The sequence below is a fragment of the Georgenia sp. Marseille-Q6866 genome (assembly GCF_965111665.1).
This window is the reverse complement of record NZ_CBCOOR010000026.1, coordinates 20,826-46,886: the sequence shown is the minus strand read 5'-3', so window position 1 is coordinate 46,886 and position 26,061 is coordinate 20,826. Positions and strand designations below refer to the sequence as shown.

Here is a 26,061-nt window from a genome sequence, read left to right as displayed (position 1 = left end):
GCTCCCACGAGTCCAGGCGCGGCGCACCTAGCCTGTGCCCGACACAACTGTCGAGGAGGGCGGATGGCTCAGACCGCCGCGCCGGCTCGTCCCGCGCGCACCGGCACGACCTCCCGTCGTGCTCCCGCGGCCACGACCGCGCGGGCCGGGCACATCCACGGCCTGGACGGGCTGCGGGCCCTGGCCGTCGGCGCCGTGCTCGTCTACCACCTGCGACCCACCTCGCTGCCCGGTGGCTTCCTCGGGGTGGACGTCTTCTTCGTCATCTCCGGCTTCCTCATCACCACGCTGCTCCTGCGCGAGCTCGGCAGGAAGGGCCGGGTGGACCTCCCGCGGTTCTGGCTGCGGCGCGCCCGGCGGCTGCTGCCGGCGCTGGTCAGCGTCGTCGTCGTGAGCGTGAGCCTGGCAGCCGTCGCGGGCGGTGACCTGCTCGTCAACATCGGCCGGCAGGTGCTCGGGGCGCTCACCTTCTCCAACAACTGGCTGGAGATCGGCGCGGGCTCGAGCTACTTCGCCCAGACCTCCCCGCTGCTCTTCGTCAACTTCTGGTCCCTCGCGGTGGAGGAGCAGTTCTACCTCCTGTGGCCGCCGCTGCTCGGGCTGCTCCTCGCGCTGACGAGCACCGGCCGGCAGCGGGTGCGCGTCGCGCTCGCCGTCGCCGCAGTCTCCGCGCTCCTCATGGCGGTGCTCTACACGCCGGGACAGGACGCGACCCGCGTCTACTACGGCACCGACACCCACCTGTTCGGGCTGATGATCGGGGTGGCGCTCGCCTTCGCCTGGGCCTCCCCGCACAGCTGGCTGCACTCCGCGGCGTGGCAGCGCTGGCGTCAGCCGGCGGCCCTCGTCGCCCTCGCCGGCCTGCTCGCCCTCATGACGGTCCTTCACGAGGACACGGCGCTCACCTTCCGCGGCGGCATCCTCGCCGCCTCCCTCCTCACCGCCGTGCTCGTCGCGGCGCTCCTCGGGCCGGTGGTCCTCTACCAGCGGCTGCTGCGGATGCCGCCGGTCGCGTGGCTGGGGGAGCGCTCCTACGGCATCTACCTGTGGCACTGGCCGCTCATCCTCGTCCTCACCGAGCTGATGCCCGCCACCACCTACGACTCCGCGCTCAGCTGGACCACCCGGGTGCTGGCGCTCGTCCTCACGCTGGTGATCGCCGGCGCCTCCTACCGCTGGCTGGAGATGCCGGTGCGCCAGGAGGGCTTCCTCGGGGTGTGGCGCCGCTGGCGCAGCGCCCTGCGCGGCGGCCGGCGCGCCGCCCAGGTGGTCGGTGGCGCCGCCGTCGTCCTCCTCGTCACGACCGCCGTCGCGGTCGCGACGGCGCCGACGACGTCCCTCACCCAGCAGCAGATCGAGGCCAACGAGGAGCTCGTCGCCGCCTCCGCCGCCGAGACCGAGGCGCCCGAGACGCCGCCCGCCGACGCCGACTGGACCGTGCCCGCCGGCGACGAGATCAGCGGCTTCGGTGACTCGATCATGGTGACGAGCGCCCACGGCCTCACCGCCCGCTGGCCCGAGATCGCCCTCGACGCGAAGTCCAACCGTCAGTGGCCCGACGGGCTGGCCGCGGTCGAGCAGGCCGTCGAGCAGGGCACGGTGCGCCGCGCCGTCGTCCTCGACTTCGGGACGAACGCGGGTGTCGGGGAGCCCGACGTCGTGCGGGCGGTGCTGGACGCGCTCGGCCCGGGCCGGATGGTCGTCGTCGTCAACCTCTACGGCGGCTCGTACTGGATCCCGGAGGCGAACGCGGCGCTCGCGGACGTCGTCGGCGACTACCCCAACGCGATCGTCGCGGACTGGTACGCCGCCATCGACGCCGAGCCGGAGAAGCTCCAGTCCGACGGCATCCATCCCGACATCGAGGGTGGCCACCTGTACACCGACGTCGTCGCCGAGGCCTTCGCCGAGCTCTCCGAGCGACTGCTGGCGGAGACCGCCGGTGAGTGACCTCGTCGTCGGCGACGACGGCCTCGCCCGCCCGACGTGGGCGGCGACCGACCCGCTGCTGCGCGAGTACTACGACACCGAGTGGGGCATGCCGGTGCGCGACGAGCGCGGGCTCTTCGAGCGCCTCAGCCTCGAGGCCTTCCAGTCCGGGCTCTCGTGGGCGACGATCCTGCGCAAGCGACCCGCCTTCCGCGGCGCCTTCGCGGGCTTCGACCCCGACGCCGTCGCCGCCTTCGACGACGACGACGTCACCCGCCTCATGGCCGACGCCGGGATCGTCCGCAACCAGCGCAAGGTCGACGCGACGATCGCCAACGCCCGCGCGACCGTCGCCCTGCGCGCCGACGGCGGCCTGCCCGCCTTCGTCTGGTCCTACCAGCCGGCCCAGACGCCCCGGCCGCGGACCTACGCCGAGGTCCCCACGACCTCCCCCGAGTCCGTCGCGCTGGCCAAGGCACTCAAGGCGCGGGGCTTCCGCCACGTGGGTCCGACGACGATGTTCGCGCTCATGGAGGCCGTCGGCATCGTCGACACCCACCTCCTGGGCAGCCACCGACGCGGCTCCTCCGGGGTCTGGCCGGGCTGACGCAGCTTCCCGGATGCAGGGCCGGTGCCGCGGTCCTAGCGTCGGGTCGAGCAGCCGGACCGAGGAGAGAACCGTGGGACGAGAGACGCCGGAGACGACGCGCGACGTGCCGGAGCCGGACGCCGCTGAGCGCGAGGACGAGACCTCGAGCCTCGAGCGGGCCGGGGAGGACGTCGAGGAGCTCGTCGAGCGCCGTCTGGACTGACGGTGCCCGACCCCCGGCCGGTGGGCATGTGCCACAAACACGCCCTTGCGGCCGACCCACCGGTCGACGATGCCGACGGCGGGGCCCCGGGGTAGCCCGGACGAGCTGCTTTGTGGCACATGCCCCGCCGGGGGAGAGGATGGGGGCATGACCGAGCAGAGCAAGTGGGTGCAGATGACCCAGGGCAATCCCCAGCACTCGCACTGGTACGTCGAGCGTTTCCGGAAGATGGCTGAGTCCGGTGCCGACCTCGTCGGTGAGGCGCGGCTCATCGACGCGATGGTGCCACGCGAGGCCCGGATCCTGGATGCCGGCTGCGGCCCGGGACGTCACGGGGGTTACCTCGCCGGGCGTGGGCACACCGTCGTCGGTGTCGACGTCGACCCCGTCCTCATCGCCGCGGCGCAGGAGGACTTCCCCGACGCGACCTGGGTCGTGGAGGACCTCGCCGAGCTGGACCTGCCCGCGCGGGGCATCGCCGAGCCCTTCGACGCGATCCTCTGCGCCGGCAACGTCATGACCTTCCTCGCGGCAAGCACCCGGCGGGAGGTGCTGCGGCGGATGGCTCGCCACCTCACGCACGACGGGCGCGCCGTCATCGGCTTCGGTGCCGGCCGCGGCTACGACTTCGACGAGTTCCTCGGCGACGCCGTCGCCGGCGGGCTGGTCGCCGACCACCTGCTGTCCACCTGGGACCTGCGCCCGGCGACCGAGGACTCCGACTTCCTCGTCGCCGTGCTCCGCCGCGCCTGACCGACCGACACCACCACCCGAGAGGACTCCATGACCGAGACCACCACCGCCCTGCCCGTCGGCAGCTCCGAGCTTCACGTCTCCCCGCTCGGCCTGGGCACCAACACGTTCAACAACCCCGGTGACGCGAAGCCGTTCCACGCGGTGCTCGACGGCTTCGTCGAGCGCGGCGGCACCTTCATCGACACCGCCGACATGTACTCCTACTGGGTGCCGGGCAACTCCGGTGGTGAGTCCGAGACGATCATCGGCCAGTGGGTGGCCGACCGCCGCAACCGCGACGACGTCGTCATCGCTACCAAGGTCTCCGGCAAGCCGGACCTCCTCGGCCTCAAGCCCGAGACGGTCGTCCGCGGCGCCGAGGACTCCCTGCGCCGCCTGCGGACCGACCACATCGACCTCTTCTACGCCCACTACCAGGACGACGAGACGCCGATCGTCGAGAGCGCCGCGGCCTTCGACCGCCTCGTCACCGAGGGCAAGGTCCGCGCCGTCGCGCTGTCCAACTTCTCCGTCGCCGCGATCGAGGAGTGGTTCCAGGCCTGCGAGGAGAACGGCTTCGCCAAGCCCGTCGCCCTCCAGCCCCGCTACTCCCTCGTCTCGCGCGCGTACGAGACCGGTCTGGCCGGGGTCGCGCAGCGCCTGGGCATGTCCGTCTTCCCCTACCAGGTCCTCGCCGGCGGCTTCCTCACCGGCAAGTACCGCACCGAGGCCGACACCGAGGGCCGGGCCCGCGGTGCCGCCGTCAAGCGGTACCTCACCCCGGAGGGGCTGCGGGTCCTCGACGTGCTCGACGCCGTCGCCCGGGAGCACGGCACCGACCCGGCCTCCGTCGCGCTCGCGTGGGCGACGGCGAACGGCAAGGTCACCGCCCCGCTCGCGGCCGCGACGAGCACCGACCAGCTCGACCAGCTCTTCGCCGCGGTCGCCCTGGAGCTCACCGTCGAGCAGGTGCAGCGCCTGGACGAGGCCTCTGCCAGCTTCGTCTGAGAGGTGGTGCGCCGCTGATCTCCCCGGTCGTCCTCCTCCCACCGTGAGCCGGTGGGGGAGGCCGGAGGACAACCGGGGAGGTCAGGGGCGGAGCCCCGGCGGAGCCGCGCCCGGGTGGGCCTCCCGCCGCGACGCCGGGTACAGTGGACGGAGATGTCTCGATGTCGAGGCATTCCGAGAACGTCGATGAGAGGACTGACCTGGTGGACCTTTTCGAGTACCAGGCACGGGACGTGTTCGAGAAGCACGGGGTACCCGTCCTGGGCGGGATCGTGGCGACCACGCCGGCAGAGGCACGTGCCGCGGCCGAGCAGCTGGGTGGGGGGACCGTCGTCGTCAAGGCACAGGTCAAGACCGGCGGCCGAGGCAAGGCGGGCGGCGTCAAGCTCGCCCACAGCCCGGAGGAGGCCGAGGCTCGCGCGAGCGAGATCCTCGGCATGGACATCAAGGGCCACACCGTCCACCGCGTGATGATCGCCGAGGGAGCGAAGATCGCCGAGGAGTTCTACTTCTCGGTGCTCCTCGACCGCGCCGAGCGCCGTTACCTGGCCATGGCCAGCGTCGAGGGCGGCATGGAGATCGAGCAGCTGGCCGTCGAGCGCCCCGAGGCGCTGGCCCGCGTGGCCGTCGACCCGGTCGTCGGCATCGACGAGGCCAAGGCCAAGGAGATCGTCTCCACCGCCGGCTTCGCCGCCGACGTGGCCGACGCCGTCGCCGACGTCATCCAGAAGCTGTGGACCGTCTACGCGAACGAGGACGCGACCCTCGTCGAGGTCAACCCGCTCGTGCGCACCGAGGACGGCGCGATCATCGCGCTGGACGGCAAGGTGACGATCGACGAGAACGCCGCCTTCCGTCACCCCGAGCACGCCGAGCTCGAGGACAAGGACGCAGCCGACCCGCTCGAGGCCAAGGCCAAGGAGCTGGGCCTCAACTACGTCAAGCTCGACGGCGAGGTCGGCATCATCGGCAACGGCGCGGGCCTCGTCATGAGCACCCTCGACGTCGTCGCCTACGCGGGCGAGCAGTACGGCGTCGGCCCGGCGAACTTCCTCGACATCGGTGGCGGCGCGAACGCCGAGGTCATGGCCAACGGGCTGGACGTCATCCTCGGTGACGAGCAGGTCAAGAGCGTCTTCGTCAACGTCTTCGGCGGCATCACCGCGTGCGACCAGGTCGCCAGCGGCATCGTCCAGGCGCTGGAGATCCTCGGCGACTCCGCCACCAAGCCGCTCGTCGTCCGCCTGGACGGCAACAACGTGGTCGAGGGACGTCGCATCCTCGACGAGGCCAACCACCCGCTGGTCACCATGGTGGACACGATGGACGACGCCGCGGCCAAGGCCGCCGAGCTCGCGAAGTAAGGACGGGACAACAGCATGTCGATCTTCCTCGACGCGAACTCGCGCGTCATCGTCCAGGGCATGACCGGTGCCGAGGGCCAGAAGCACACCCGCCGGATGCTCGGCTCGGGCACCCAGATCGTCGGCGGCGTCAACCCGCGCAAGGCCGGCACGAGCGTCGACTTCGACGTCACCCCCATCGGCCCCGGCGCCGAGGAGCGGACCGCCGGCACGGTCTCCGTGCCGGTCTACGGCACCGTCACCGAGGCGATGGAGGCCACCGGCGCTGACGTGTCGGTCGTCTTCGTCCCGCCGGCCTTCACCAAGGCCGCCGTCATCGAGGCCGTCGACGCCGGCATGCCGCTCGTCGTCATCATCACCGAGGGCGTCCCGGTGGCCGACACCGCCGAGTTCTTCACCTACGCCGAGAGCAAGGGCGTGCGGCTCATCGGCCCCAACTGCCCCGGCATCATCAGCCCCGGGAAGTCCAACGTCGGCATCACACCGGCCGACATCACCGGTCCGGGCCGCATCGGCCTCGTGTCCAAGTCCGGCACGCTGACCTACCAGATGATGTTCGAGCTGCGGGACATCGGCTTCACCACCGCCATCGGCATCGGCGGGGACCCCGTCATCGGGACCACCCACATCGACGCCCTCGCGGCCTTCGAGGCGGACCCCGACACCGAGCTCATCGTCATGATCGGCGAGATCGGCGGCGACGCCGAGGAGCGGGCCGCGGCGTTCATCAAGGAGAACGTCACCAAGCCCGTCGTCGGCTACGTCGCCGGCTTCACCGCGCCCGAGGGCAAGACGATGGGCCACGCCGGCGCCATCGTCTCCGGCTCCTCCGGCACGGCCGAGGCGAAGAAGGAGGCCCTCGAGGCCGCCGGCGTCAAGGTCGGCAAGACCCCGAGCGAGACCGCGCGCCTGGCCCGCGAGCTGCTCCAGGGCTAGAGCCCACCGCACCACCGACGGCCCGCCGCGCACCTGCGCGGCGGGCCGTCGTGCGTCCCGGCACCGGGACGACGGCGCCGGGCAACGGATCGGACACATCGCCACGACACGCCGCCACCTTCGCGTGCCGCGCCGCCCGGTCACCGACGATGGGGCAGATGACGACGACGGTCCACCCCCAGGTGAGCGGCCCCGCCCGCCGCGCCCCGCTCCCCGAGGCGTGGCTGCGTGCCACCCTGTCGGGGATCGAGGCCGCAATCATCAGCTGGCTGCTCGTCGTCGTGCCGACCGTCGCGACCTACGTCGCCACCGCTGCGGCGCCCCTGCTCGGCGAGGCCACCTGGACCGACGCGGCGGCCATCGGCACCGGCGTGTGGCTGCTGGGCCACGGCGCCGCGGTCGACGTCGGGGAGGCGGGCGTCGTCTCCCTGGCCCCGCCCGGCACCAGCCTCGTCAGCGCCGCCCTCGTCTACGGCGGCGCCCGCCGGGCGCGGCTGCGCCGGCCGGCCACCGCGGCCTTCGCCCTCGGCGGGTTCGTCCTCAGCGTCCTCGGGCTGTCCGCCGTCGTGCCCGGGCCCGCGGCACGGCCGGCCGTCGCGCTCGTCGCCCTCGTCATCGGCGGCGTCGCCCTGCTCCTCGCGCTGTGGCGCGCCCGCACGCCGAGGCCCGCGTGGTGGCTGCGCCTGCGCGAGGCCACACCGGACTGGGCGCGCGCCGGCGTCCGGGGCGCCTGGCTGGCCCTCGCCGGCCTCCTCGCCCTCGCCGTCCTCGTCCTCGCCGTCGGGCTCGTCAGCGGGATCGTCACGGTCCTCGAGCTCCACGAGGCGCTCGCGCCGGGCCGCCTCGGCACCGTCGTCCTGCTCCTCGGCCAGCTCGCCTACCTGCCGACCATGGTCGTGTGGGCCCTCGCCTGGCTGTGCGGACCCGGCTTCGCCGTCGGGCAGGGGACGCTCTTCTCCCCGAGCGAGGTCGTCACGGCCCCGCTGCCGGCCTTCCCCGTGCTCGGTGTCCTGCCCGAGCCGGGGGCGCCGGGGCTCGGGCTCGTCGTCCTCGTCCCCGTCCTCGTCGGCGCCGCCGTCGGGGCGTGGCTGCACCGCGGCCGCTTCCAGGAGCGCTGGTGGCAGGCGGCGCTCAGCGGCGTCGTCGCGGCCGCGACCCTCGCCGTCCTCGGTGCGCTCCTCGCCGTCGCCGCCTCCGGCAGCATCGGGCCCGGCCGGCTCGCGACCGTCGGCGTCTCCGCCCCCGCGCTGGCCGGTGCCCTGGCCTGGCAGACCGCCGTGGGCGCCGTCGTCGTGCTCCTCGCCCTGCACCCGCAGGTCCACGCCGCCGTCGGGCGCGGCAGCCGTGCCGTCCGGGCCCGGGCGAGCCGCAGGAACGACGACGGCGGCGCAGGCTCCGCGCCCACGCCGCCGTCCGACTCGCCCGAGTAGGTCAGGCCGTCTGGCCCTCGTGCTCGCCCTCGCCGATCTCCTCGACGAGCTTGTCGCAGAAGGCCGGGAGGTCGTCCGGCGTGCGGCTCGAGACGAGCCCGGCATCGACGACGACCTCCTCGTCCACCCAGGTGGCCCCGGCGTTCCTGAGGTCCGTCTTGAGGCTGGGGTAGGACGTGAGCGTGCGGCCTTCGAGGACCTCGGCGTCGGTGAGGATCCAGCCGCCGTGGCAGATCACGCCCACGGGCTTGTGCTGGTTGAAGATCTCCCGGACGAACGCGACGGCCGCGTCGTCCATGCGGAGCTTGTCCCCGTTGACGACGCCGCCGGGCAGGACGAGGGCGTGGAAGCGGTCGGGGGTGGCCTCGGCGGTGGTGAGGTCCACCTGCTGCTCGTGGCCGTTCTTGCCGGTGATCGTGCCCGACTCCGGGGAGATGAGGACGGCCTCGGCGCCCTGGGACGTCACGGCCTCCCAGGGCACGGTGAGCTCGGAGTCCTCGAAGCCGTTGGTCGAGAGGAACGCGACGGTCTTGTTCGTCAGCTGGGCCATGGGTGTGCCTCCTTGGGTCTGGGGTTCACCGTCCACGCTAGGAGCGTTCGGGCCATCCCGCTTCCCGAGCGGTGTCAGGGCCGCAGGAGCATCCGCTGGGCGCGGTCCTCCAGACCGCTGAGGCAGGCGGCCTCGGCCTGGTGGGTGAGGGCGCGGTCGAGGCAGGCGTAGAAGTCCTCGTACACCGGCCAGAGCAGGGCCTGCAGGCCGGTGAGCAGCACCATCGCGGCCGCGATGCCGAGGCCGACGACGACGAGCACGACCATCGCCCCGCCCATCCGGGCGCGCCGCATCCGCACGAGGCCGACGACGCCGAGCACGACGGCGAGGAGCCCGAGCAGCCCCGGGACGAGCGGCAGCGGCCACGACGGGCGGGTCACCGACAGCCACAGGCCGACGAGCAGGACGACGGAGAACCACAGCACCGGACGCGTCGCGGCACGCACCGCCTCGTCGCTGGGGGGCGCAGCGGGCTGGTCGCGGGACATGCTCCCAGTGTTCCATTCCGGCCCACTACCCTCGGCACGTGCCCACACGAGTCGTCGTCCTCATCTCCGGCGGGGGATCCAACCTCGCCGCCCTCCTCGACGCGGCCCGGGACCCGGGCTACGGCGTCGAGGTCGTGGCCGTGGGGGCCGACCGGCCCTCCGCCGGCGGGCTCGCGCTCGCCGAGCAGGCCGGCATCCCGACCTTCGTCGAGCGCGTGGGCGACCACCCCGACCGTGAGTCCTGGGACCGGGCCCTCACCGCAGCCGTCGCGGCCGCGGAGCCCGACCTCGTCGTCTCCGCCGGCTTCCTCAAGCTGTGCGGCCACCACTTCCTCGCGCGCTTCGGCGGGCGCTACCTCAACACCCACAACTCCCTGCTGCCCGCCTTCGCCGGCATCAACGGCCCGCGCGACGCCCTCGAGTACGGGGTGAAGATCGCCGGGGCCACGCTCTTCGTCGTCGACGAGGGCGTGGACACCGGCGCGATCGTCGCCCAGGTCGCCGTGCCCGTCCACGACGACGACACGGTCGACACCCTCACCGAGCGGATCAAGGTGGCCGAGCGGGCCCAGCTCGTCGAGCAGGTGAGCCGTCTCGCCCGCCTGCCGTGGCGGGTCGAGGGGCGACGCGTCGTCGTCGACGGCTGAGCCGGTGGCAGGACCTGTCGAGGAGTCGCGGCCCCCGGTCACGGAGGTGCGCAGCGGCGCCGAGCTGCGCCGCTGGTACTGGCTGCGCACCGAGCTCCAGGAGCTCGCCGCGGCACTGGGGGTGTCCCGCAGCGGCGGCAAGGAGGAGCTGCTCTTCCGGGTGACCGCCGCGCTCGACGGCGAGCCGGTGCCCGCGCCGGCTCCCCGACCACGCACCGCTCGGCAGCTCACCGCGCCGGTCGGGCCCGAGACCGTGATCCCGCCCGGCCAGCGGTGCAGCCAGGTGCTCCGGGCCTACTTCATTGACGCCGTGGGGCCGGGCTTCCACTTCGACGAGCACATGCGCCACTTCGTCGCCCACGGCGAGGGCCGCGCACTCGGTGAGGCTGTGGAGCACTGGTACCGCACGCGTGATGAGCCGCCGGGAGAGATCGGCCGCCAGTTCGAGTACAACCGCTTCACCCGAGAGTGGTTCGCCGCGAACCCCGGCGGCACCCGCGAGCAGTGCCAGGAGGCGTGGTGGCGCCACCGCACGTCCGCCGTCGACCGCCGCGGTCCCGGCGGCTGAGGGCTCGGCGCGATCGCGCGGGCGGTGACGACGCTGGTCCGGCGCCGGCGGGTGCCGGCGCCGGACCAGGTCAGCCGGGCGTCAGTCCAGGCTGTCGAGCAGACCCCCGATCTCGGTGAGCAGCTGCTCCCGCGCGGCATCGTCGATCTTCCGCGCGGGAGCGCTCGTCACGACCTGCTCGATGCGGTTCAGCACGACCCACTGGTGCGTGACGTCACCACGCAGCTGCGCCTCCTCGCCGTCGTCGACCAGGCGCTCGATGCGGTTCGCCAGGCCGCGGTCGAGAGCCCCCTCCGCCACGTGGTCGGCGACGTCGACGGAGAGGTGGCGCACCGGATCGCCCTCGACGACGGCGTAGGGCTCGGGCGGGGCCAGGGGTGGCGTCCCGGCGAAGGCGATGGGGCGGAAGGGCACCGGGTTCTCGATCGTGGGGATCGGCTGCCCCGTGGGCCTGAGGCGGTCGGGGACCACGTCGCCGTCGGCGTCGACGGAGCCGAAGCAGTACCCCTGCTCGCGCACGCCGTCGATGACCTGCGGCAGTGCCTCGATGACGGCACCGCCCGCGGGGGTGTCGATCGGTCCGTCGTGCATCAGGAGGATCGCGCCGTCCTCGAGGTTGTCGAGGATGGCGTCGCGGATCGTCGCCGCCGGGGTTGTCGGGATGAAGTCGAAGCCCCCGGCGTCGGCACCGACGTTGACGTAGCCGAGGTCCGCGATGGCCTGCTCCGAGGTGGGGCTTGAGCCGCCGAAGGGGGCGCGGACACCGTCGTAGGGCATGCGCACCCGGGCGTCGCGGAAGGCGATCTCGGTCGCGAGGATCTCCCTCCGCACGTCCTCGGCGCTGAGCTGCCCGAGGTTGTCGTGCCAGTAGGTGTGGTTGAGGACGGTGTGGCCCTCTCGCACCTGGAAGGCGGAGATGTGCGGGTTCGCTGCCACACGCATGCCGATGTCGAGGAAGGTGGCCGGGACGAGCTCCTCCCGGAGGATCTCGAGGGTCTGGGGCCGGAACGACGAGGGCCCGTCGTCGAAGGTGAGGGCGACGTGGCCGGCCGTGCAGGTGTCGTCGACCGTGGGCCGTGACGAGCCGGCGGCCGCTGCTGTGCCGAGGACGGCGCTGCCTGCCGCGAGGACCGCGCAGGCCGTGGCGAGTGCAAGCTTCTTCATCGAGGCTCCTCTGTGAGTGGTCAGGTCGCGCCACCCGTGGGCGCCGCCCCAACGTAGCCACTCGCTTCGGTCCCGGCCCGTCGATGGGCCAGGCCCGGGGTGCCGACAGCGACAGGTAGACTCGGCCTCGGCCGTGACTGGCGCAGAGGTGGAGTCACCACCGGGAAGCGGCCGGAAGTCCCCTGCAGGGTGCCGCCCGCCTGGGTGCCCGGGTCCGATACCAGCGAACCCAGGAGTGACCTCGTGACCGACTCGCGTCCCGTCCGCCGCGCCCTCGTCTCCGTCTACGACAAGACCGGCCTCGCGCCGCTCGCCCAGGCGCTGCACGCCGCCGGCGTGGAGATCGTCTCCACCGGCTCCACCGCCCGCACCATCGCCGAGGCCGGCGTCCCGGTGACCCCCGTGGAGGAGGTGACCGGCTTCCCCGAGTGCCTCGACGGCCGCGTCAAGACCCTCCACCCGCGGGTCCACGCGGGGATCCTCGCCGACCTCCGCAAGGACGCCCACGTCCGCGAGCTCGAGGAGCTCGGCGTCGCGCCCTTCGAGCTCGTCGTCGTCAACCTCTACCCCTTCACCGACACGGTGGCCTCCGGTGCCGCGCCCGACGAGTGCGTCGAGCAGATCGACATCGGCGGGCCGACCATGGTGCGCGCCGCCGCGAAGAACCACGCGAGCGTCGCCGTCGTCGTCGACCCCTCCGGGTACGACGACGTCGCCGCGGCCGTCGCCGCCGGGGGCTTCACCCTCGAGCAGCGCCGCCGCCTCGCGGCAGCCGCCTTCCGGCACACGGCCGACTACGACGTCGCCGTCGCGTCGTGGATGGGCAACGTCGTCGCGCCCGACGACGAGAGCCGCTTCCCGGCGTGGACCGGTGCCACGTGGCAGCGGGCCGACGTGCTGCGCTACGGCGAGAACCCGCACCAGGCCGCCGCGCTGTACCGCTCGGGCCAGCCGGGGATCGCGCAGGCCGAGCAGCTGCACGGCAAGGCGATGAGCTACAACAACTACGTCGACGCCGACGCCGCGTGGCGGGCCGCGCACGACCACGCCGACCCCGCCGTCGCGATCATCAAGCACGCCAACCCGTGCGGGATCGCCGTCGGTGCGACGATCGCCGCCGCCCACGCCGCCGCGCACGCGTGCGACCCAGTGTCCGCCTTCGGTGGCGTCATCGCCGCCAACCGGCCGATCACGGCCGAGGCGGCCGCGCAGATCGCGCCGGTCTTCACCGAGGTCGTCGTCGCGCCGGCCTTCGAGCCGGAGGCGGTGGAGATCCTCGCAGCGAAGAAGAACATCCGCCTGCTCGTCGTACCGGAGGGGTCCGGCTCCGGGCTGGAGATGCGCGCCGTCAGCGGTGGGCTGCTCGTCCAGGCCAGCGACCTCGTCGACGCGCCCGGCGACGACCCGAGCGGCTGGACCCTGGCCGCCGGCGAGGCCGCCGACCCCGCCACGCTCTCCGACCTCGCCTTCGCGTGGCGCTCGGTGCGGGCCGTGCGGTCCAACGCGATCCTCCTCGCCGCCGGTGGCGCGAGCGTGGGCGTGGGCATGGGCCAGGTGAACCGGGTCGACTCCTGCCGCCTCGCGGTGGAGCGGGCCAACGCCCTGGGGGAGGGCCGCGAGCGCGCTCGCGGCGCCGTCGCCGCCTCCGACGCCTTCTTCCCCTTCGCCGACGGCCTCCAGGTGCTCCTCGACGCGGGCGTGCGCGCCGTCGTCCAGCCCGGCGGCTCGATCCGCGACGACGAGGTCGTCGCGGCGGCCCAGGCGGCCGGCGTGACGATGTACCTCACCGGCACCCGCCACTTCGCCCACTGACGAGCCCCGTTCCCGCCGACAGCTGACGTGCTCCGCCGAGCCCTCACCCCCCGCCGACAGCTGACGTGTTCCGCCGGACCCTCACCCACCGCCGACAGCTGACGTGTTCCGTCGGACCCTCACCCCCCGCCGACAGCTGGCTTGTTCCCCCAGGCCCTTACCCACCGCCGACAGCTGACTTGTTCCCCCAGGCCCTCGTCCGTAACAACTCAGCTCTCGCGATGGGTGGGCTGTCGGTCAGTGCTCAGCGATGGGTGGGCTGTCGGTCAGCTTTCCGCGGGGGGCTGTCGGTAACAACTCAGCTCTCGGCGTGGGGGGTGTTGGTAATAGGTCAGCTCTCGGCGGTGGGTTCTTTGCGGGGCGCGTCAGGTGAGGGTCCTGCGGAGGTGGGTGGCCGGGTCCGCGGCGGCGGTGACGTCGATGACGGGGTGCTCGGGGCCCGAGAGTGCCTTGCGGAGCGGGCCGACGTCGCGGGGGCGGTCCACGGTGAGCGCGGCGTGCAGGCGCGGGGCCCCGTCGGCGTCGGGGACGACGAAGAGCGCGGTCCACGGGCCGGCGCCGGGCTCGCCGCGCAGCACGACCTCCGCGCCCGCGGGCACGTGCCCGACGACGGTGAGCTCGTGGCCGAGCTGGGTGGAGAAGACGTAGGGCGCCGGGTCCGGCGCCGGGCCGTCGGCCGCGCCGAGCAGGTCCGCGACGAGCGCGGCGGGGTGGGACAGCGCCCCGTCCCAGTGGGCGCCCGGGACGACGCCGTCGCGCGGGGAGTGGCGGTCCGCGCAGTCCCCGACCGCGCGGACGGACGCCGGCCCGCCGCGCACCCGCCCGGTGAGATCGACGGGCACCGCACCGCGCGCGGTGAGGGGCAGCGAGCCGGACAGCCACGCCGTGCTCGGCCGCACCCCGACCGCGGCGACGACGACGTCGGCCGCCACCCGCGAGCCGCCGGCCAGCCCCACACCACTCGCGTCCGCGGCGGTCACCGTCGCGCCGCAGCGCAGCGCGATCCCGCGCTCGGCGTACCAGGGCACGAGCAGGTCCCCGACCCGCGGGCCGAGCACGTGCCCGAGCGGCACCGGGCCGCCCTCGAGGACCGTGACGTCCACGCCGGCCGCCGCGGCGACCGTCGCGAGCTCGGCGCCGACCCAGCCCGCGCCGATGACGGCGAGCCGGGCCCCCGGCCGCAGCAGGTCCCGCAGCCGCGCGGCGTCGTCGAGGTCGTGGAGGGTGAGGACGTCGCTCCACCCCGGCACGACGACGGGACCGGCCCCGGTCGCGACGACGACGACGTCGGCTACCACCTCGCGCGTCCCGTCCGGACCCGCGACGGTGAGGCGTGCGCCGTCGTCGTCCGCGTCGAGGGCGACGGCGCGGTGACCGGTGAGGAGGTCGTCGGCGAGCGCGGTGAGGTCGCCGTAGCCCTCACCGGCGAGGTCGACCGGCGCGGTGCGGGTGAGGAGCTCCTTGCTCAGCGGCGGGCGGTCGTAGGGCGCGGCCCGCTCCTCCCCGACGACGGTGAGGTGGCCGGTGAAGCCCTGGCCGCGCAGCTCGGCGGCGGTCCGCAGACCGGCCAGCCCGGTGCCGACGACGGCCACCCGGGTGGGGAGGGGAGGGAGACTCACGGCCCCACGGTAGCCTCGTCGCCATGGACTCCACGCGCGGCGCAGGCACGGCGGTGCTGTGGCTCGTCGTCCTCGGCACGCTCGCCGCGGGCCTCACCGCCGTTCTCGTCGACGTCCCGTCCGCCGCCCTCGTCCTCGCGGTGCTGTGCGTCGTCCTCGCCGTCGTCCGCGGCACCGACCGTGGCGTGCCGCCCGCCTTCCGGGCCCGCTCCACCGGCTTCGACGTCACCCTGCTCCTCGTCGCCGCGGCCGCGCTCGCCGTCCTTCCCGGCCGGCAACCTCACCTGACCGCCCCCGGCCGCCCCGTGCGGACGGCGCCCCTCCTGGGACAATGGCCCGATGACCGACCTCGTCGTCGACATCTCCTCGTCTTCGCCTTCGTCCTCCTCGGAGGCGTCTTCGCCGCGTCCGAGATCGCCCTCGTGTGCTGCGCGACAGCCAGGTACGCGCGCTGGCCGAGAGGGGCGGACCCGGCGCCCGGGTGGCCCGCCTCACCGAGGACTCCAACCGCTTTCTGTCCTCCGTGCAGATCGGCGTCACCCTCGCCGGCTTCTTCTCCGCGTCCTTTGGCGCCGCGCAGATCGCGCCGCAGGTCTCGCCCGCCCTGGAGCGCCTCGGGCTGGGTAGCGGGGTCGCGAGCACCGTCGCTTTCGTCGGCACGACCGTCCTCATCTCCTACCTCTCCCTCGTCTTCGGCGAGCTCGTGCCCAAGCGGCTGGCGATGCAGAGCGCCGAGCGCTTCGCCGTCGTCGTCGCGACCCCGCTGGACTGGATCGCGACCGCGATGCGGCCCGTCATCTGGCTCCTCGGTGCCTCGACCAACCTCGTCATGCGCCTGCTCGGGCGTGACCCCCACGAGCAGCGCGAGGAGATCGGTGCGGAGGAGCTGCGCTCGATGGTGGCCCAGCACGAGTCGATCGGGGCCGTGGAACGCGACATGGTCGTCGACATCCTCGCGGTCGGGGACCGGGGCGTGGAGGAGATCATGACGCCCCGCACCGAGGTCGAGTTCCTCGACGCGGACCTGCCGGTGGACGACGCGCAGGCGCTGGTCGCCACGCTCGAGCACTCGCGCTACCCCGTGCGCGGCCGCAACGACGACGACGTCCTCGGCTTCATCCACGTGCGCGACCTCATCAGCATCCGCCCCGGCGCCCGCGTCGTCGGTGACCTCGTGCGCCAGGTGCCCTTCTTCCCCACCGGCAAGCGGGTGCTCTCGGCACTCACCGACATGCGCACGCAGAACGCGCACCTCGCCGTCGTCGTCGACGAGTACGGGGGGACCGACGGGATCGTCACCCTCGAGGACGTCGTGGAGGAGTTCGTCGGGGAGATCAACGACGAGTACGACCGCCCCGAGCCCGGCGTGCAGGCCCGCGGCGACGTCGGTGACGTCGCCGGGCTGCTGGGACGGGCGGACGTCGCCAAGCTCCTGGACCGCGAGCTGCCCGAGGGCCCCTTCGACACCCTCGCCGGCTTCGTCGTCACCCGGCTGGGCCGCATGCCGGAGGTGGGCGACGCCGTCGAGTGGGAGGGCCTCACCCTCACGGTCGCAGCCCTCGACGGGCGGCGCGTGGACCGCCTCCACGTCCGGGCCACCGAGGAGGCCGACGACGGCGCCACCGCCGTCGCCGGCGCGGACCCGGGGGTGGCCGGCCAGCACCCGTAGCGGAGGTGTGGCCCATTTATCTCGATGTCGAGTAATCTTGGTGGCGGTGCCGGCGCCCCGGCGCCGAGGACGCCGAGCACACACCCTCGTGGTGGTCAGGAGAGCGCAGGAACATGGCGAAGATCAAGGTCGAGAACCCGGTCGTCGAGCTCGACGGCGACGAGATGACGCGGATCATCTGGCAGTTCATCAAGGACCGCCTCATCCACCCCTACCTGGACATCGACCTCAAGTACTACGACCTCGGGATCCAGCACCGCGACGCCACCGACGACCAGGTGACGATCGACGCCGCCCACGCGATCCAGGAGTACGGCGTCGGCGTCAAGTGCGCGACCATCACCCCCGACGAGGCCCGCGTGGCCGAGTTCGGCCTCAAGAACATGTGGCGCTCGCCCAACGGCACCATCCGCAACATCCTCGGCGGCGTGATCTTCCGCGAGCCGATCATCATCTCCAACATCCCGCGCCTCGTGCCGGGCTGGACCAAGCCGATCATCATCGGCCGCCACGCCCACGCCGACCAGTACAAGTCGCAGAACTTCAAGGTCCCCGGCCCGGGCACCGTGACGATCACCTACACCCCCGACGACGGCAGCGAGCCCATGGAGCTCGAGGTCGCCAAGTTCGGTGAGGACGGTGGCGTCGCGATGGGCATGTACAACTACAACAAGTCGATCGCCGACTTCGCGCGCGCGTCCTTCTCCTACGGCCTGCAGCGGGGCTACCCGGTCTACATGTCGACGAAGAACACGATCCTCAAGGCCTACGACGGCGCCTTCAAGGACATCTTCCAGGAGATCTTCGAGGCCGAGTTCAAGGACCAGTTCGACGCCGCGGGCCTCACCTACGAGCACCGCCTCATCGACGACATGGTCGCCGCGGCCATGAAGTGGGAGGGCGGCTACGTCTGGGCCTGCAAGAACTACGACGGCGACGTCCAGTCCGACACCGTCGCGCAGGGCTTCGGCTCGCTCGGCCTCATGACCTCCGTGCTCATGTCCCCGGACGGCCGGACCGTGGAGGCCGAGGCCGCGCACGGCACGGTGACCCGTCACTACCGCCAGCACCAGGCCGGCAACCCGACCTCGACGAACCCGATCGCCTCGATCTTCGCGTGGACCCGGGGCCTGTCCCACCGCGGCAAGCTCGACGGCACCCCCGAGGTCACCGGCTTCGCCGAGACCCTCGAGGACGTCATCATCAAGACCGTCGAGTCCGGCAAGATGACCAAGGACCTCGCCCTGCTCGTGGGCAAGGACCAGGAGTGGCAGACGACCGAGGGCTTCCTCGCCTCGATCGACGAGAACCTCGCCGCCCGTCTCGGCTGACGGCCCGAAGGAGACAACGCTCATGAACCAGCCCGTCAACGTCACCGTCACCGGGGCCGCCGGCCAGATCGGCTACGCCCTGCTCTTCCGCATCGCCTCCGGCCACCTGCTCGGCCCGGACACCCCGGTCCGGCTGCGCCTCCTGGAGATCCCCCAGGGCGTCAAGGCCGCCGAGGGCACCGCCATGGAGCTGGACGACTGCGCCTTCCCGCTGCTGTCCGGCATCGACATCTTCGACGACGCGAACGCCGCCTTCGACGGCGCGAACGTCGGGCTGCTCGTCGGGGCGCGTCCCCGCACGGCCGGCATGGAGCGTGGTGACCTACTCGAGGCCAACGGCGGCATCTTCGGCCCGCAGGGCAGGGCGATCAACGACAACGCGGCATCCGACATCCGGGTGCTCGTCGTCGGCAACCCGGCCAACACCAACGCGCTCATCGCCCAGCGCCACGCCCCGGACGTCCCGGCCGAGCGCTTCACCGCGATGACCCGCCTGGACCACAACCGGGCGCTGAGCCAGCTCGCGCAGAAGACCGGCACCCCGGTGAGCCAGATCGAGAACCTCACGATCTGGGGCAACCACTCCGCCACCCAGTACCCCGACGTCTTCCACGCGACGGTCGGCGGCCGTCCGGCCACCGAGCTCGTGGACGAGGCCTGGCTGGACGGGGAGTTCATCCCGACCGTCGCCAAGCGCGGCGCGGCCATCATCGACGCGCGCGGCGCGTCCTCGGCGGCCTCGGCGGCGAACGCGGCCATCGACCACGTCCACGACTGGGTCAACGGCACGGGGTCCTCGTGGACCTCGGCGGCGATCCCGTCCGACGGCTCCTACGGCGTGCCCGAGGGGATCATCTCCTCCTTCCCGGTGCGCTCCGTCGACGGCCGCTGGGAGATCGTCCAGGGCCTGGAGGTCAACGACTTCTCGCGCCAGCGCATCGACGCCTCCGTCGCCGAGCTCGTCGGCGAGCGGGACGCCGTGCAGGAGCTCGGCCTCATCTGAGCAGACCGACCGAGGGCCGGGAGGGGACACCCCGTCCCGGCCCTCGGTGTCTTCCGTCGACCGTGGCGGCCGCGCGCCGAAAAGGCTCCCGCCCCCGTGCCGGGACCACTAGGCTGCGCCTGCCAGCCACACGCGCGGAGGAGAACCATGCCCATCCACGGGACCCTGTTCAGCGACTTCCAGGAGACGACCGCGCGGGAGCCGTTCGTCCTGCAGAACAAGAAGCTCCTCAAGATCCAGATGGGCTACGGCCCGGTCTGGGCGAAGTCCGGCTCGATGGTCGCCTACCAGGGCGACGTCCACTTCCAGAACAAGGGCTCCGGCGGCCTGGGCCGCATCGTGAAGTCGGCGATGACCGGCGAGGGCGTGAGCATGATGGAGTGCACCGGCCAGGGTGAGCTCTTCGTCGCCGACGGCGCCGCCGACGTCCAGGTCTTCTACCTCGAGAACGACATGGTCTCGGTCAACGGCGCCAGCGTGCTCGCCTTCTCCTCCTCCATCGAGTGGGACATCCACCGTCTCCAGGCCCGCGGGGCAGCGATGACCGGCGGGCTGTACAACGTCTCCCTGCGGGGCACCGGCTACGTCGCCGTCACCACCCAGGGTGAGCCGGTGGCCCTCGACGTCGCCAGCGCCCCCACCTTCGCCGACGCCCAGGCCGTGGTCCTGTGGACGGGCGGTGTCAGCGCCGACATCCGGGTCGACACCGGCGGGCTGTCCTCGCTCGTGCGCGGCGGCACGGGGGAGACCTTCCAGATGGCCTTCGGCGGGCAGGGCTACGTCATCGTCCAGCCGAGCGAGACGGTCGTCAGCGGCGGGCACCAGGAGAACCGCACGAAGAGCAGCGGCGGCGGGCTCGGGGGCCTGTTCGGCGGGTGAGCGGGGCGGCGCCCACGGCGCGCCGTGAAACTATCTGCAAGCCTTGCACGGGGCTTTCAGGCGGGTCTACGCTGCGGTCATCATCCGGAGACGAGGGAGTCCCATGTCCGCGAGATCTGCCCGCCCGCGCGCCGCCGTCGCCGCTCTTGCAGCGGCCGGGCTGCTGACATCAGGCCTGGCCGCCGCCAGTACCGTGCTGCCCGCGGTGGCCGACGATGCCGTCGTCGTGCTGGCCGGGGACCTGCAGTCCGAGCTCGGCTGCCCCGCCGACTGGGACCCCGGGTGCACCGGGGCCGCCCTGGAGCCGACCGGCACCGAGGGCGTCTACTCCGCCGAACTCACCGTCCCCGCCGGGCACTGGGAGTACAAGGTCGCCGTCGGTGGGACCTGGGACGAGGCCTACGGCGTCGGGGGAGGGGACACCAACTACGCCCTCGACCTCGCCGGGCCGGCCGACATCCGCTTCACCTTCGACCGCGCCGAGGGCCTCCTCGCGCTCGAGGTCCTCGGCCTCGAGGAGGGCTACACCGACGCGGACGCGGCGCTCGTTGCCGAGCCCGTCCGCCAGCCCGGTGCGGACGAGCAGTTCTACTTCGTCATGACCGACCGCTTCGCCGACGGCGACGCGGCCAACAACACCGGTGGCATCGCCGGCGGTCGCCTCGACCACGGCTTCGACCCCACCGACAAGGGCTTCTACAACGGCGGTGACATCGCCGGCCTGCACGAGAACCTCGACTACATCGAGGGCCTGGGCACGACGGCGATCTGGCTGACGCCGTCGTTCAAGAACCGTCCCGTCCAGGGCGAGGGCGAGAACGCCTCGGCCGGCTACCACGGGTACTGGATCACCGACTTCACCCAGATCGACCCGCACCTCGGCACCAACGAGGAGCTCGAGGCGCTCATCGACGACGCCCACGACCGCGGGATCAAGGTCTACTTCGACATCATCACCAACCACACCGCCGACGTCGTCGACTATGCGGAGGGCGAGTACGGCTACGTCGACACGGCCACCTCCCCCTACCGGGACGCGGACGGCGAGGTCTTCGACCCGGGCGCCTACGCCGGCACCGACCAGTTCCCCGCGCTCGACGCCGAGACTTCGTTCCCCTACACCCCCGTCGTCGACGAGGGGATGGAGGACGTCAAGGTCCCCGAGTGGCTCAACGACGTCACGCTCTACCACAACCGCGGGAACTCGACGTGGGAGGGCGAGTCGGTCACCTACGGCGACTTCGACGGGCTCGACGACCTCATGACCGAGCACCCGACCGTCGTCGAGGGCTTCATCGAGGTCTACGAGGACTGGATCGACCTCGGCATCGACGGCTTCCGCATCGACACCGCCAAGCACGTGAACGTCGAGTTCTGGGAGGAGTGGACCGCCGAGGTCCTCGACCACGCCCGCGCCCAGGGGAACGAGGAGTTCTTCATGTTCGGCGAGGTCTACGACGCCGACGCCCGCCTCCTGTCCCCGTACGTGCGCGACACCGACATGAACGGCGTCCTCGACTTCGCCTACCAGTCCGCCGCGGTCAGCTACGCCAAGGGCTTCACGGCCGCAGGCCTGTCCGGGCTGTTCGCCACGGACGCGTACTACACGACCCCGACGACGAGCGCCCACGACCTGCCGACCTTCCTCGGCAACCACGACATGGGCCGCGTCGGCTTCTTCCTCCAGGGCTCCGGCGACGAGCGCGAGCGCTCGATGCTCGCCCACTCCCTCATGTACCTCACCCGCGGCCAGCCGGTCGTCTACTACGGCGACGAGCAGGGCTTCGCCGGCCAGGGCGGGGACAAGGACGCCCGCCAGTCGCTCTTCGCCAGCCAGGTACAGCAGTACCAGGACGAGGAGACGCTCGACGGCGAGCCGATCGGCGCGCAGGACCGGTACGACACCGACGCGCCCCTCTACACGCACATCGCCGAGCTCGCCGAGCTCCGCTCGAGCACCCCGGCGCTCGCGACCGGCGCGCAGGTCGAGCTCCACGCCGACGACGGCGCCGGGGTCTACGCCTTCGCCCGCGTCGACCGGGAGGAGCGGCGCGAGCACGTCGTCGCCGTCAACAACCGCACCGCTGCCGCCACGGCCACCTTCACCACCCTCACGCCCGGCGCCACCTACACCTCCCTGTACGGGGACCACGCCGCCGTGACGGCGGACGCGACGGGGTCGGTGACGCTCAACGTGCCCGGGCTGTCCGCCGTCGTCCTCGTCGCCGGCGACACCGTGGGCGCACCCGCCGAGCCCGGCGACATCACGCTCTCACCCGCCCAGGGCGGCCGCCTCGACGGCGTCGCCCCCGTCAGCGCCGACGTCGCCGACGACGTGTGGGCGGAGACCTCCTTCGCCTACCGGCTCGTCGGCGCGGAGGAGTGGACGCCGCTCGGCACCGCCGAGGGCGATGCGCCGCGGGTCTTCCATGACGTCTCCGGGCTGCCCACCGGCACGCTCGTCGAGTACCGCGCCGTGTCCGTGGACGCCGCGGGGAACCGCAGCGCCGCCTCGACGGTCGGCTCGGTGGGGCAGGCGGTCGACGGCACCGCGCCGGAGCAGCCGGGCGGTGACCTCGTCACCGTGCCGGGAAGCCACAACGCCGCCATGGGCTGCCCCGGTGACTGGCAGCCCGACTGCCAGGCCGCGGCCCTCACCCTCGGCGCGGACGGCGTCTACTCCGCGACCTTCGACCTGCCCGCCGGCAGCTACGAGTACAAGGTCGCCGTCGGCGGCAGCTGGGACGTCAACTACGGCGCCGGGGGCGTGCCCGGCGGCGACAACGTCACCTACACCCACGAGGGCGGGCCGGTCGCCTTCTTCTACGACCCGGTGACCCACCTCTTCGCGAACACCGCGGAGGGGCCGGTCATCACCCTGCCCGGCAGCTTCCAGAGCCAGGTCGGGTGCCCCGGCGACTGGCAGCCGGACTGCATGGCCACGTGGATGACCGACCCCGACGGCGACGGCACCTACGAGTGGTCGACGGCGGCGCTCGCGACCGGCAGCTACGAGGTCAAGGTGGCCCACGGGCGCAGCTGGGACGAGAACTACGGCGCCGGCGGTGTCCTCGACGGCCCCAACGTCACGTTCAGCGCCACCAGCGGCACGCTCGTGTCCTTCAGCTACGACCTCGCGACGCACGTGCTCACCGTCGAGGTGACCGACCCGCCGCTGGCCGGCACCGGTCAGCTCGCCGCGCACTGGCTCGACGAGACGACCATCGCGTGGCCGGCGTCCCTCGTGCCCGCCGGCACCGACCCGGCCGATCTCGAGTGGTCGCTGCACCACGCTGCCACCGGCGGCATGGAGGTCCTCGACGGGCAGGTCGACGGTGCGGACGGCTCCGCGGCGCTCACCCTCGTGGGGGAGGGACTGCCGGAGGCGCTCGCCGAGCGCTTCCCGCACCTCGCCGACCACCTCGCCCTGCGCGTGGAGGGCCTGAGCACCGCCGAGGTGCAGGAGTTCCTCACCGGCCAGGTGCAGGTGCTGCAGCGGCAGGGGGAGGTCGTCTCCGCCTTCACCGGGCTCCAGGTGCCCGGCGTCCTCGACGACCTCTACGCGGACGCCGCCGCGGGCCGCACGCTCGGGGTCGAGTGGGCCGAGGACGGCACCCCGACGCTCGCGCTGTGGGCGCCCACCGCCACCGACGTCGAGCTCCACCTGTGGGACGAGCCGCAGGCAGGCGCCGTCGCTCCGGCCGCCGTCACCGGCGAGCCCGAGGTCCTCGACATGTCCCGCCAGGACGACGGCACGTGGACCGTCGAGGGCGAGCCCGGCTGGGAGGACGCGGCCTACCGCTTGGCCGTCACCGTCTACGCCCCGAGCGTGGACGAGGTCGTCACCAACGAGGTCACCGACCCCTACGCGGTCGGGCTCACCGAGAACTCCACCCACTCGGTGCTCGTCGACCTCGACGACCCGCGCTGGGCGCCGGAGCTGTGGGCCGACACCCCGCGGCCGGTCGTCGAGCGGCCGGTGGACCGCACGATCTACGAGCTGCACGTGCGCGACTTCTCGATCAGCGACGAGACCGTGCCCGAGGAGCTGCGCGGCACCTACCTCGCCTTCGCGCAGGAGGACAGCGACGGGATGCGCCACCTGCGCACGCTCGCCGAGGCCGGGATGAACACCGTCCACCTCCTGCCGACCTTCGACATCGCGACGATCGAGGAGGACCCGGGGGCACGCACCGAGCCGGACGTACCCGACGCCGCGCCGGACTCCGAGGAGCAGCAGGCCGCAGTCAGCGCCGCCCGCGACCTCGACGGCTTCAACTGGGGCTACGACCCGTGGCACTTCTCGACGCCGGAGGGCTCCTACGCTGTCGAGCGGGACGGCGGCAGCCGCACGGCGGAGTTCCGCACCATGGTCGGCGGCCTGCACGACGCCGGGCTGCAGGTCGTGCTCGACAAGGTCTACAACCACACGTCCGCCTCCGGGCAGGACGAGCGGTCCGTCCTGGACCGGGTGGTCCCCGGCTACTACCACCGGCTCAGCGCCACCGGCAGCGTCGAGACGTCCACGTGCTGCCAGAACGTCGCCACCGAGCACGAGATGGCCGAGAAGCTCATGGTCGACTCGGTCCTCACCTGGGCCACCGACTACGGGGTCGACGGCTTCCGCTTCGACCTCATGGGCCACCACTCGCGCGACAACATGCTGGCCGTCCGCGAGGCGCTGGACGCCCTCACCCTCGAGGACGACGGCGTGGACGGCGAGTCGGTCTACGTCTACGGCGAGGGCTGGAACTTCGGGGAGGTCGCCGACAACGCGCGCTTCGAGCAGGCGACGCAGGGCCAGCTCGACGGGACCGGCATCGGGACCTTCTCCGACCGGCTGCGCGACGCAGTCCGCGGCGGCGGGCCCTTCGACGAGGACCAGCGCACGATCCAGGGCTTCGGCTCGGGCTCCTTCACCGACCCGAACGCCGTCGCCGAGGGGACGCCGGAGGAGCAGGCCGCGCGCCTGGCCCACCAGACCGACCTCGTGCGGCTCGGGCTGGCCGGCAACCTCGCCGGCTACTCCTTCCTCACCGCTGCCGGTGAGGAGCAGACCGGCGCGGAGATCGACTACAACGGCCAGCCCGCCGGGTACGCCACCCAGCCGGACGAGGTCGTCACCTACGTCGACGCCCACGACAACGAGACGCTGTTCGACAACCTCGCGCTCAAGCTCCCGGTCGACACCTCGATGGAGGACCGGGTGCGGATGAACACGCTGTCGCTGGCGACGACGGCGCTGTCCCAGACGCCGTCGTTCTGGCACGCGGGGACCGACCTGCTCCGCTCGAAGTCGCTGGACCGCAACAGCTACAACTCCGGTGACCACTTCAACCGGCTCGACTGGTCGATGCAGACCAACAACTTCGGTGTCGGCCTGCCGCCCGCCGACGACAACAGTGGGGCGTGGGAGGTCATGGCACCGCTGCTCGAGAACCCCGAGCTCCGGCCGGAGCCGGCCGACATCGAGCAGTCGGCCGCGATGGCCCAGGACCTCCTCGAGCTGCGCTTCTCCACCGAGCTCTTCCGCCTCGGCTCGGCCGAGCTCATCGAGGAGAAGGTGACGTTCCCGGGCTCGGGGCCGGACGCGACGCCCGGCCTCCTCGTCATGGCGGTGGACGACACCGCCGGCGAGACCGACGTCGACCCGGCCCTCGACGGCCTGCTCGCGGTGTTCAACGCCTCCCCCGAGGCGGTCACCGAGCAGGTGGACGGCTTCGCCGGACGAGAGCTCGCGCTCTCGCCGGTGCAGCTGGGCGGCTCGGACGCCGTCGTGCGCGAGACCGCGTGGGACGCGGAGACGGGGACGGTGACGGTCCCGGCGCGCACGGTGGCCGTGCTCGTCGAGGCGCAGGAGCAGGTGGCGCCGACGCCGACGCCGACGCCGACCGACCCGACGCCCGCACCGACCGGCGGGGACGACGACGGCGGCCTGGGCGGCGACGGCGACCGGCCGGGTGACGACAACGGGCATGCGGGCCCCGGCGGGAAGCTGCCGCAGACCGGCGTCGTCCTCGCTGTGCCCCTCACCGTCGCGCTGCTCCTCCTGCTGGCCGGGTCGGTCCTCCTGGCGAGGCGCCACCGGGCGGGATGAGCGCCGGGCGGCGCGAGCCA

The 26,061-nt window shown here is 72.8% G+C and carries 21 protein-coding genes and 1 riboswitch; of the genes, 16 read left to right on the top strand and 5 right to left on the bottom strand.

Features of this window, described 5'->3' with window-relative positions:
* Positions 1 to 63: 63 nt before the first annotated feature.
* The 8 genes from ACWPXV_RS16185 (at position 64) to ACWPXV_RS16150 (ending at position 8,214) form a co-directional block, all read left to right on the top strand.
* Entirely contained in the window at positions 64 to 1,950 is a 1,887-nt protein-coding gene (locus tag ACWPXV_RS16185; RefSeq protein ID WP_454086181.1) for an acyltransferase family protein, read from the top strand.
* Positions 1,943 to 2,536, top strand: a complete 594-nt coding sequence (locus ACWPXV_RS16180) for a DNA-3-methyladenine glycosylase I (RefSeq protein ID WP_454086180.1) — start codon at positions 1,943 to 1,945, stop codon at positions 2,534 to 2,536. The genes ACWPXV_RS16185 and ACWPXV_RS16180 overlap by 8 nt, the downstream gene beginning before the upstream one ends.
* Before the next feature lie 73 nt (positions 2,537 to 2,609).
* Positions 2,610 to 2,741, top strand: a complete 132-nt coding sequence (locus ACWPXV_RS16175) for a hypothetical protein (protein ID WP_454086179.1) — start codon at positions 2,610 to 2,612, stop codon at positions 2,739 to 2,741.
* A 147-nt stretch (positions 2,742 to 2,888) separates the two neighbouring features.
* Entirely contained in the window at positions 2,889 to 3,494 is a 606-nt protein-coding gene (locus ACWPXV_RS16170; protein WP_454086178.1) for a class I SAM-dependent methyltransferase, read from the top strand.
* 30 nt (positions 3,495 to 3,524) lie between these two features.
* Complete coding sequence (locus ACWPXV_RS16165) at positions 3,525 to 4,484, top strand: aldo/keto reductase (RefSeq protein ID WP_454086177.1); 960 nt, start codon at positions 3,525 to 3,527, stop codon at positions 4,482 to 4,484.
* Positions 4,485 to 4,687: 203 nt separating this feature from the next.
* A complete protein-coding gene (sucC, locus tag ACWPXV_RS16160; protein WP_454086176.1) occupies positions 4,688 to 5,848 on the top strand; it encodes an ADP-forming succinate--CoA ligase subunit beta in 1,161 nt (386 codons plus the stop codon).
* A gap of 15 nt (positions 5,849 to 5,863) precedes the next feature.
* Positions 5,864 to 6,784, top strand: a complete 921-nt coding sequence (gene sucD / locus ACWPXV_RS16155; RefSeq protein WP_454086175.1) for a succinate--CoA ligase subunit alpha — start codon at positions 5,864 to 5,866, stop codon at positions 6,782 to 6,784.
* Positions 6,785 to 6,942: 158 nt separating this feature from the next.
* Complete coding sequence (locus ACWPXV_RS16150) at positions 6,943 to 8,214, top strand: cell division protein PerM (protein ID WP_454086174.1); 1,272 nt, start codon at positions 6,943 to 6,945, stop codon at positions 8,212 to 8,214.
* A gap of 1 nt (position 8,215) precedes the next feature.
* On the opposite strand, the gene ACWPXV_RS16145 is transcribed toward ACWPXV_RS16150, so the two are convergent.
* Positions 8,216 to 8,764 carry a type 1 glutamine amidotransferase domain-containing protein gene (locus ACWPXV_RS16145; RefSeq protein WP_454086173.1) on the bottom strand — a complete coding sequence of 183 codons (549 nt, stop codon included), beginning with the start codon at positions 8,762 to 8,764 and terminating at the stop codon, positions 8,216 to 8,218.
* Between the two features lie 74 nt (positions 8,765 to 8,838).
* Positions 8,839 to 9,252, bottom strand: coding sequence for a hypothetical protein (locus ACWPXV_RS16140; protein ID WP_454086172.1), 414 nt, complete (start codon positions 9,250 to 9,252; stop codon positions 8,839 to 8,841).
* A gap of 38 nt (positions 9,253 to 9,290) precedes the next feature.
* On the opposite strand from ACWPXV_RS16140, the gene purN reads away from it, so the two are divergent.
* A complete protein-coding gene (gene purN / locus ACWPXV_RS16135) occupies positions 9,291 to 9,899 on the top strand; it encodes a phosphoribosylglycinamide formyltransferase (RefSeq protein ID WP_454086171.1) in 609 nt (202 codons plus the stop codon).
* Between the two features lie 4 nt (positions 9,900 to 9,903).
* Positions 9,904 to 10,467: a DUF6434 domain-containing protein gene (locus ACWPXV_RS16130; RefSeq protein ID WP_454086170.1), complete on the top strand. Its 564-nt coding sequence runs from the start codon at positions 9,904 to 9,906 to the stop codon at positions 10,465 to 10,467.
* Between the two features lie 81 nt (positions 10,468 to 10,548).
* Here ACWPXV_RS16130 and ACWPXV_RS16125 read toward each other — a convergent pair whose 3' ends face one another.
* Complete coding sequence (locus tag ACWPXV_RS16125) at positions 10,549 to 11,631, bottom strand: polysaccharide deacetylase family protein (RefSeq protein WP_454086169.1); 1,083 nt, start codon at positions 11,629 to 11,631, stop codon at positions 10,549 to 10,551.
* Between the two features lie 123 nt (positions 11,632 to 11,754).
* A riboswitch (ZMP/ZTP riboswitch) is annotated at positions 11,755 to 11,844 on the top strand.
* A 30-nt stretch (positions 11,845 to 11,874) separates the two neighbouring features.
* Here ACWPXV_RS16125 and purH point away from each other — a divergent pair.
* Complete coding sequence (purH, locus tag ACWPXV_RS16120) at positions 11,875 to 13,443, top strand: bifunctional phosphoribosylaminoimidazolecarboxamide formyltransferase/IMP cyclohydrolase (protein WP_454086168.1); 1,569 nt, start codon at positions 11,875 to 11,877, stop codon at positions 13,441 to 13,443.
* Between the two features lie 365 nt (positions 13,444 to 13,808).
* Here the strand turns inward: purH and ACWPXV_RS16115 are convergent, their stop codons facing one another.
* Positions 13,809 to 15,062: an NAD(P)/FAD-dependent oxidoreductase gene (locus ACWPXV_RS16115; protein ID WP_454086167.1), complete on the bottom strand. Its 1,254-nt coding sequence runs from the start codon at positions 15,060 to 15,062 to the stop codon at positions 13,809 to 13,811.
* The gene (locus ACWPXV_RS16110) at positions 15,059 to 15,346 is read right to left on the bottom strand and encodes a hypothetical protein (RefSeq protein WP_454086166.1); all 288 of its coding nucleotides are present in this window, start codon (positions 15,344 to 15,346) and stop codon (positions 15,059 to 15,061) included. Before ACWPXV_RS16110 ends, ACWPXV_RS16115 begins: the two co-directional genes overlap by 4 nt.
* 140 nt (positions 15,347 to 15,486) lie before the next feature.
* Here ACWPXV_RS16110 and ACWPXV_RS16105 point away from each other — a divergent pair, with 140 nt between their 5' ends.
* From ACWPXV_RS16105 to pulA, 5 genes are all read left to right on the top strand, one after another.
* The gene (locus ACWPXV_RS16105; protein ID WP_454086165.1) at positions 15,487 to 16,731 is read left to right on the top strand and encodes a hemolysin family protein; all 1,245 of its coding nucleotides are present in this window, start codon (positions 15,487 to 15,489) and stop codon (positions 16,729 to 16,731) included.
* 113 nt (positions 16,732 to 16,844) lie between these two features.
* Entirely contained in the window at positions 16,845 to 18,062 is a 1,218-nt protein-coding gene (locus tag ACWPXV_RS16100) for an NADP-dependent isocitrate dehydrogenase (RefSeq protein ID WP_454086164.1), read from the top strand.
* A gap of 22 nt (positions 18,063 to 18,084) precedes the next feature.
* Positions 18,085 to 19,065, top strand: a complete 981-nt coding sequence (locus ACWPXV_RS16095) for a malate dehydrogenase (RefSeq protein WP_454086163.1) — start codon at positions 18,085 to 18,087, stop codon at positions 19,063 to 19,065.
* Positions 19,066 to 19,212: 147 nt separating this feature from the next.
* Positions 19,213 to 19,944 carry an AIM24 family protein gene (locus ACWPXV_RS16090; RefSeq protein ID WP_454086162.1) on the top strand — a complete coding sequence of 244 codons (732 nt, stop codon included), beginning with the start codon at positions 19,213 to 19,215 and terminating at the stop codon, positions 19,942 to 19,944.
* Between the two features lie 103 nt (positions 19,945 to 20,047).
* Complete coding sequence (pulA, locus tag ACWPXV_RS16085) at positions 20,048 to 26,041, top strand: pullulanase-type alpha-1,6-glucosidase (protein ID WP_454086161.1); 5,994 nt, start codon at positions 20,048 to 20,050, stop codon at positions 26,039 to 26,041.
* The last annotated feature ends 20 nt before the right edge of the window (positions 26,042 to 26,061 follow it).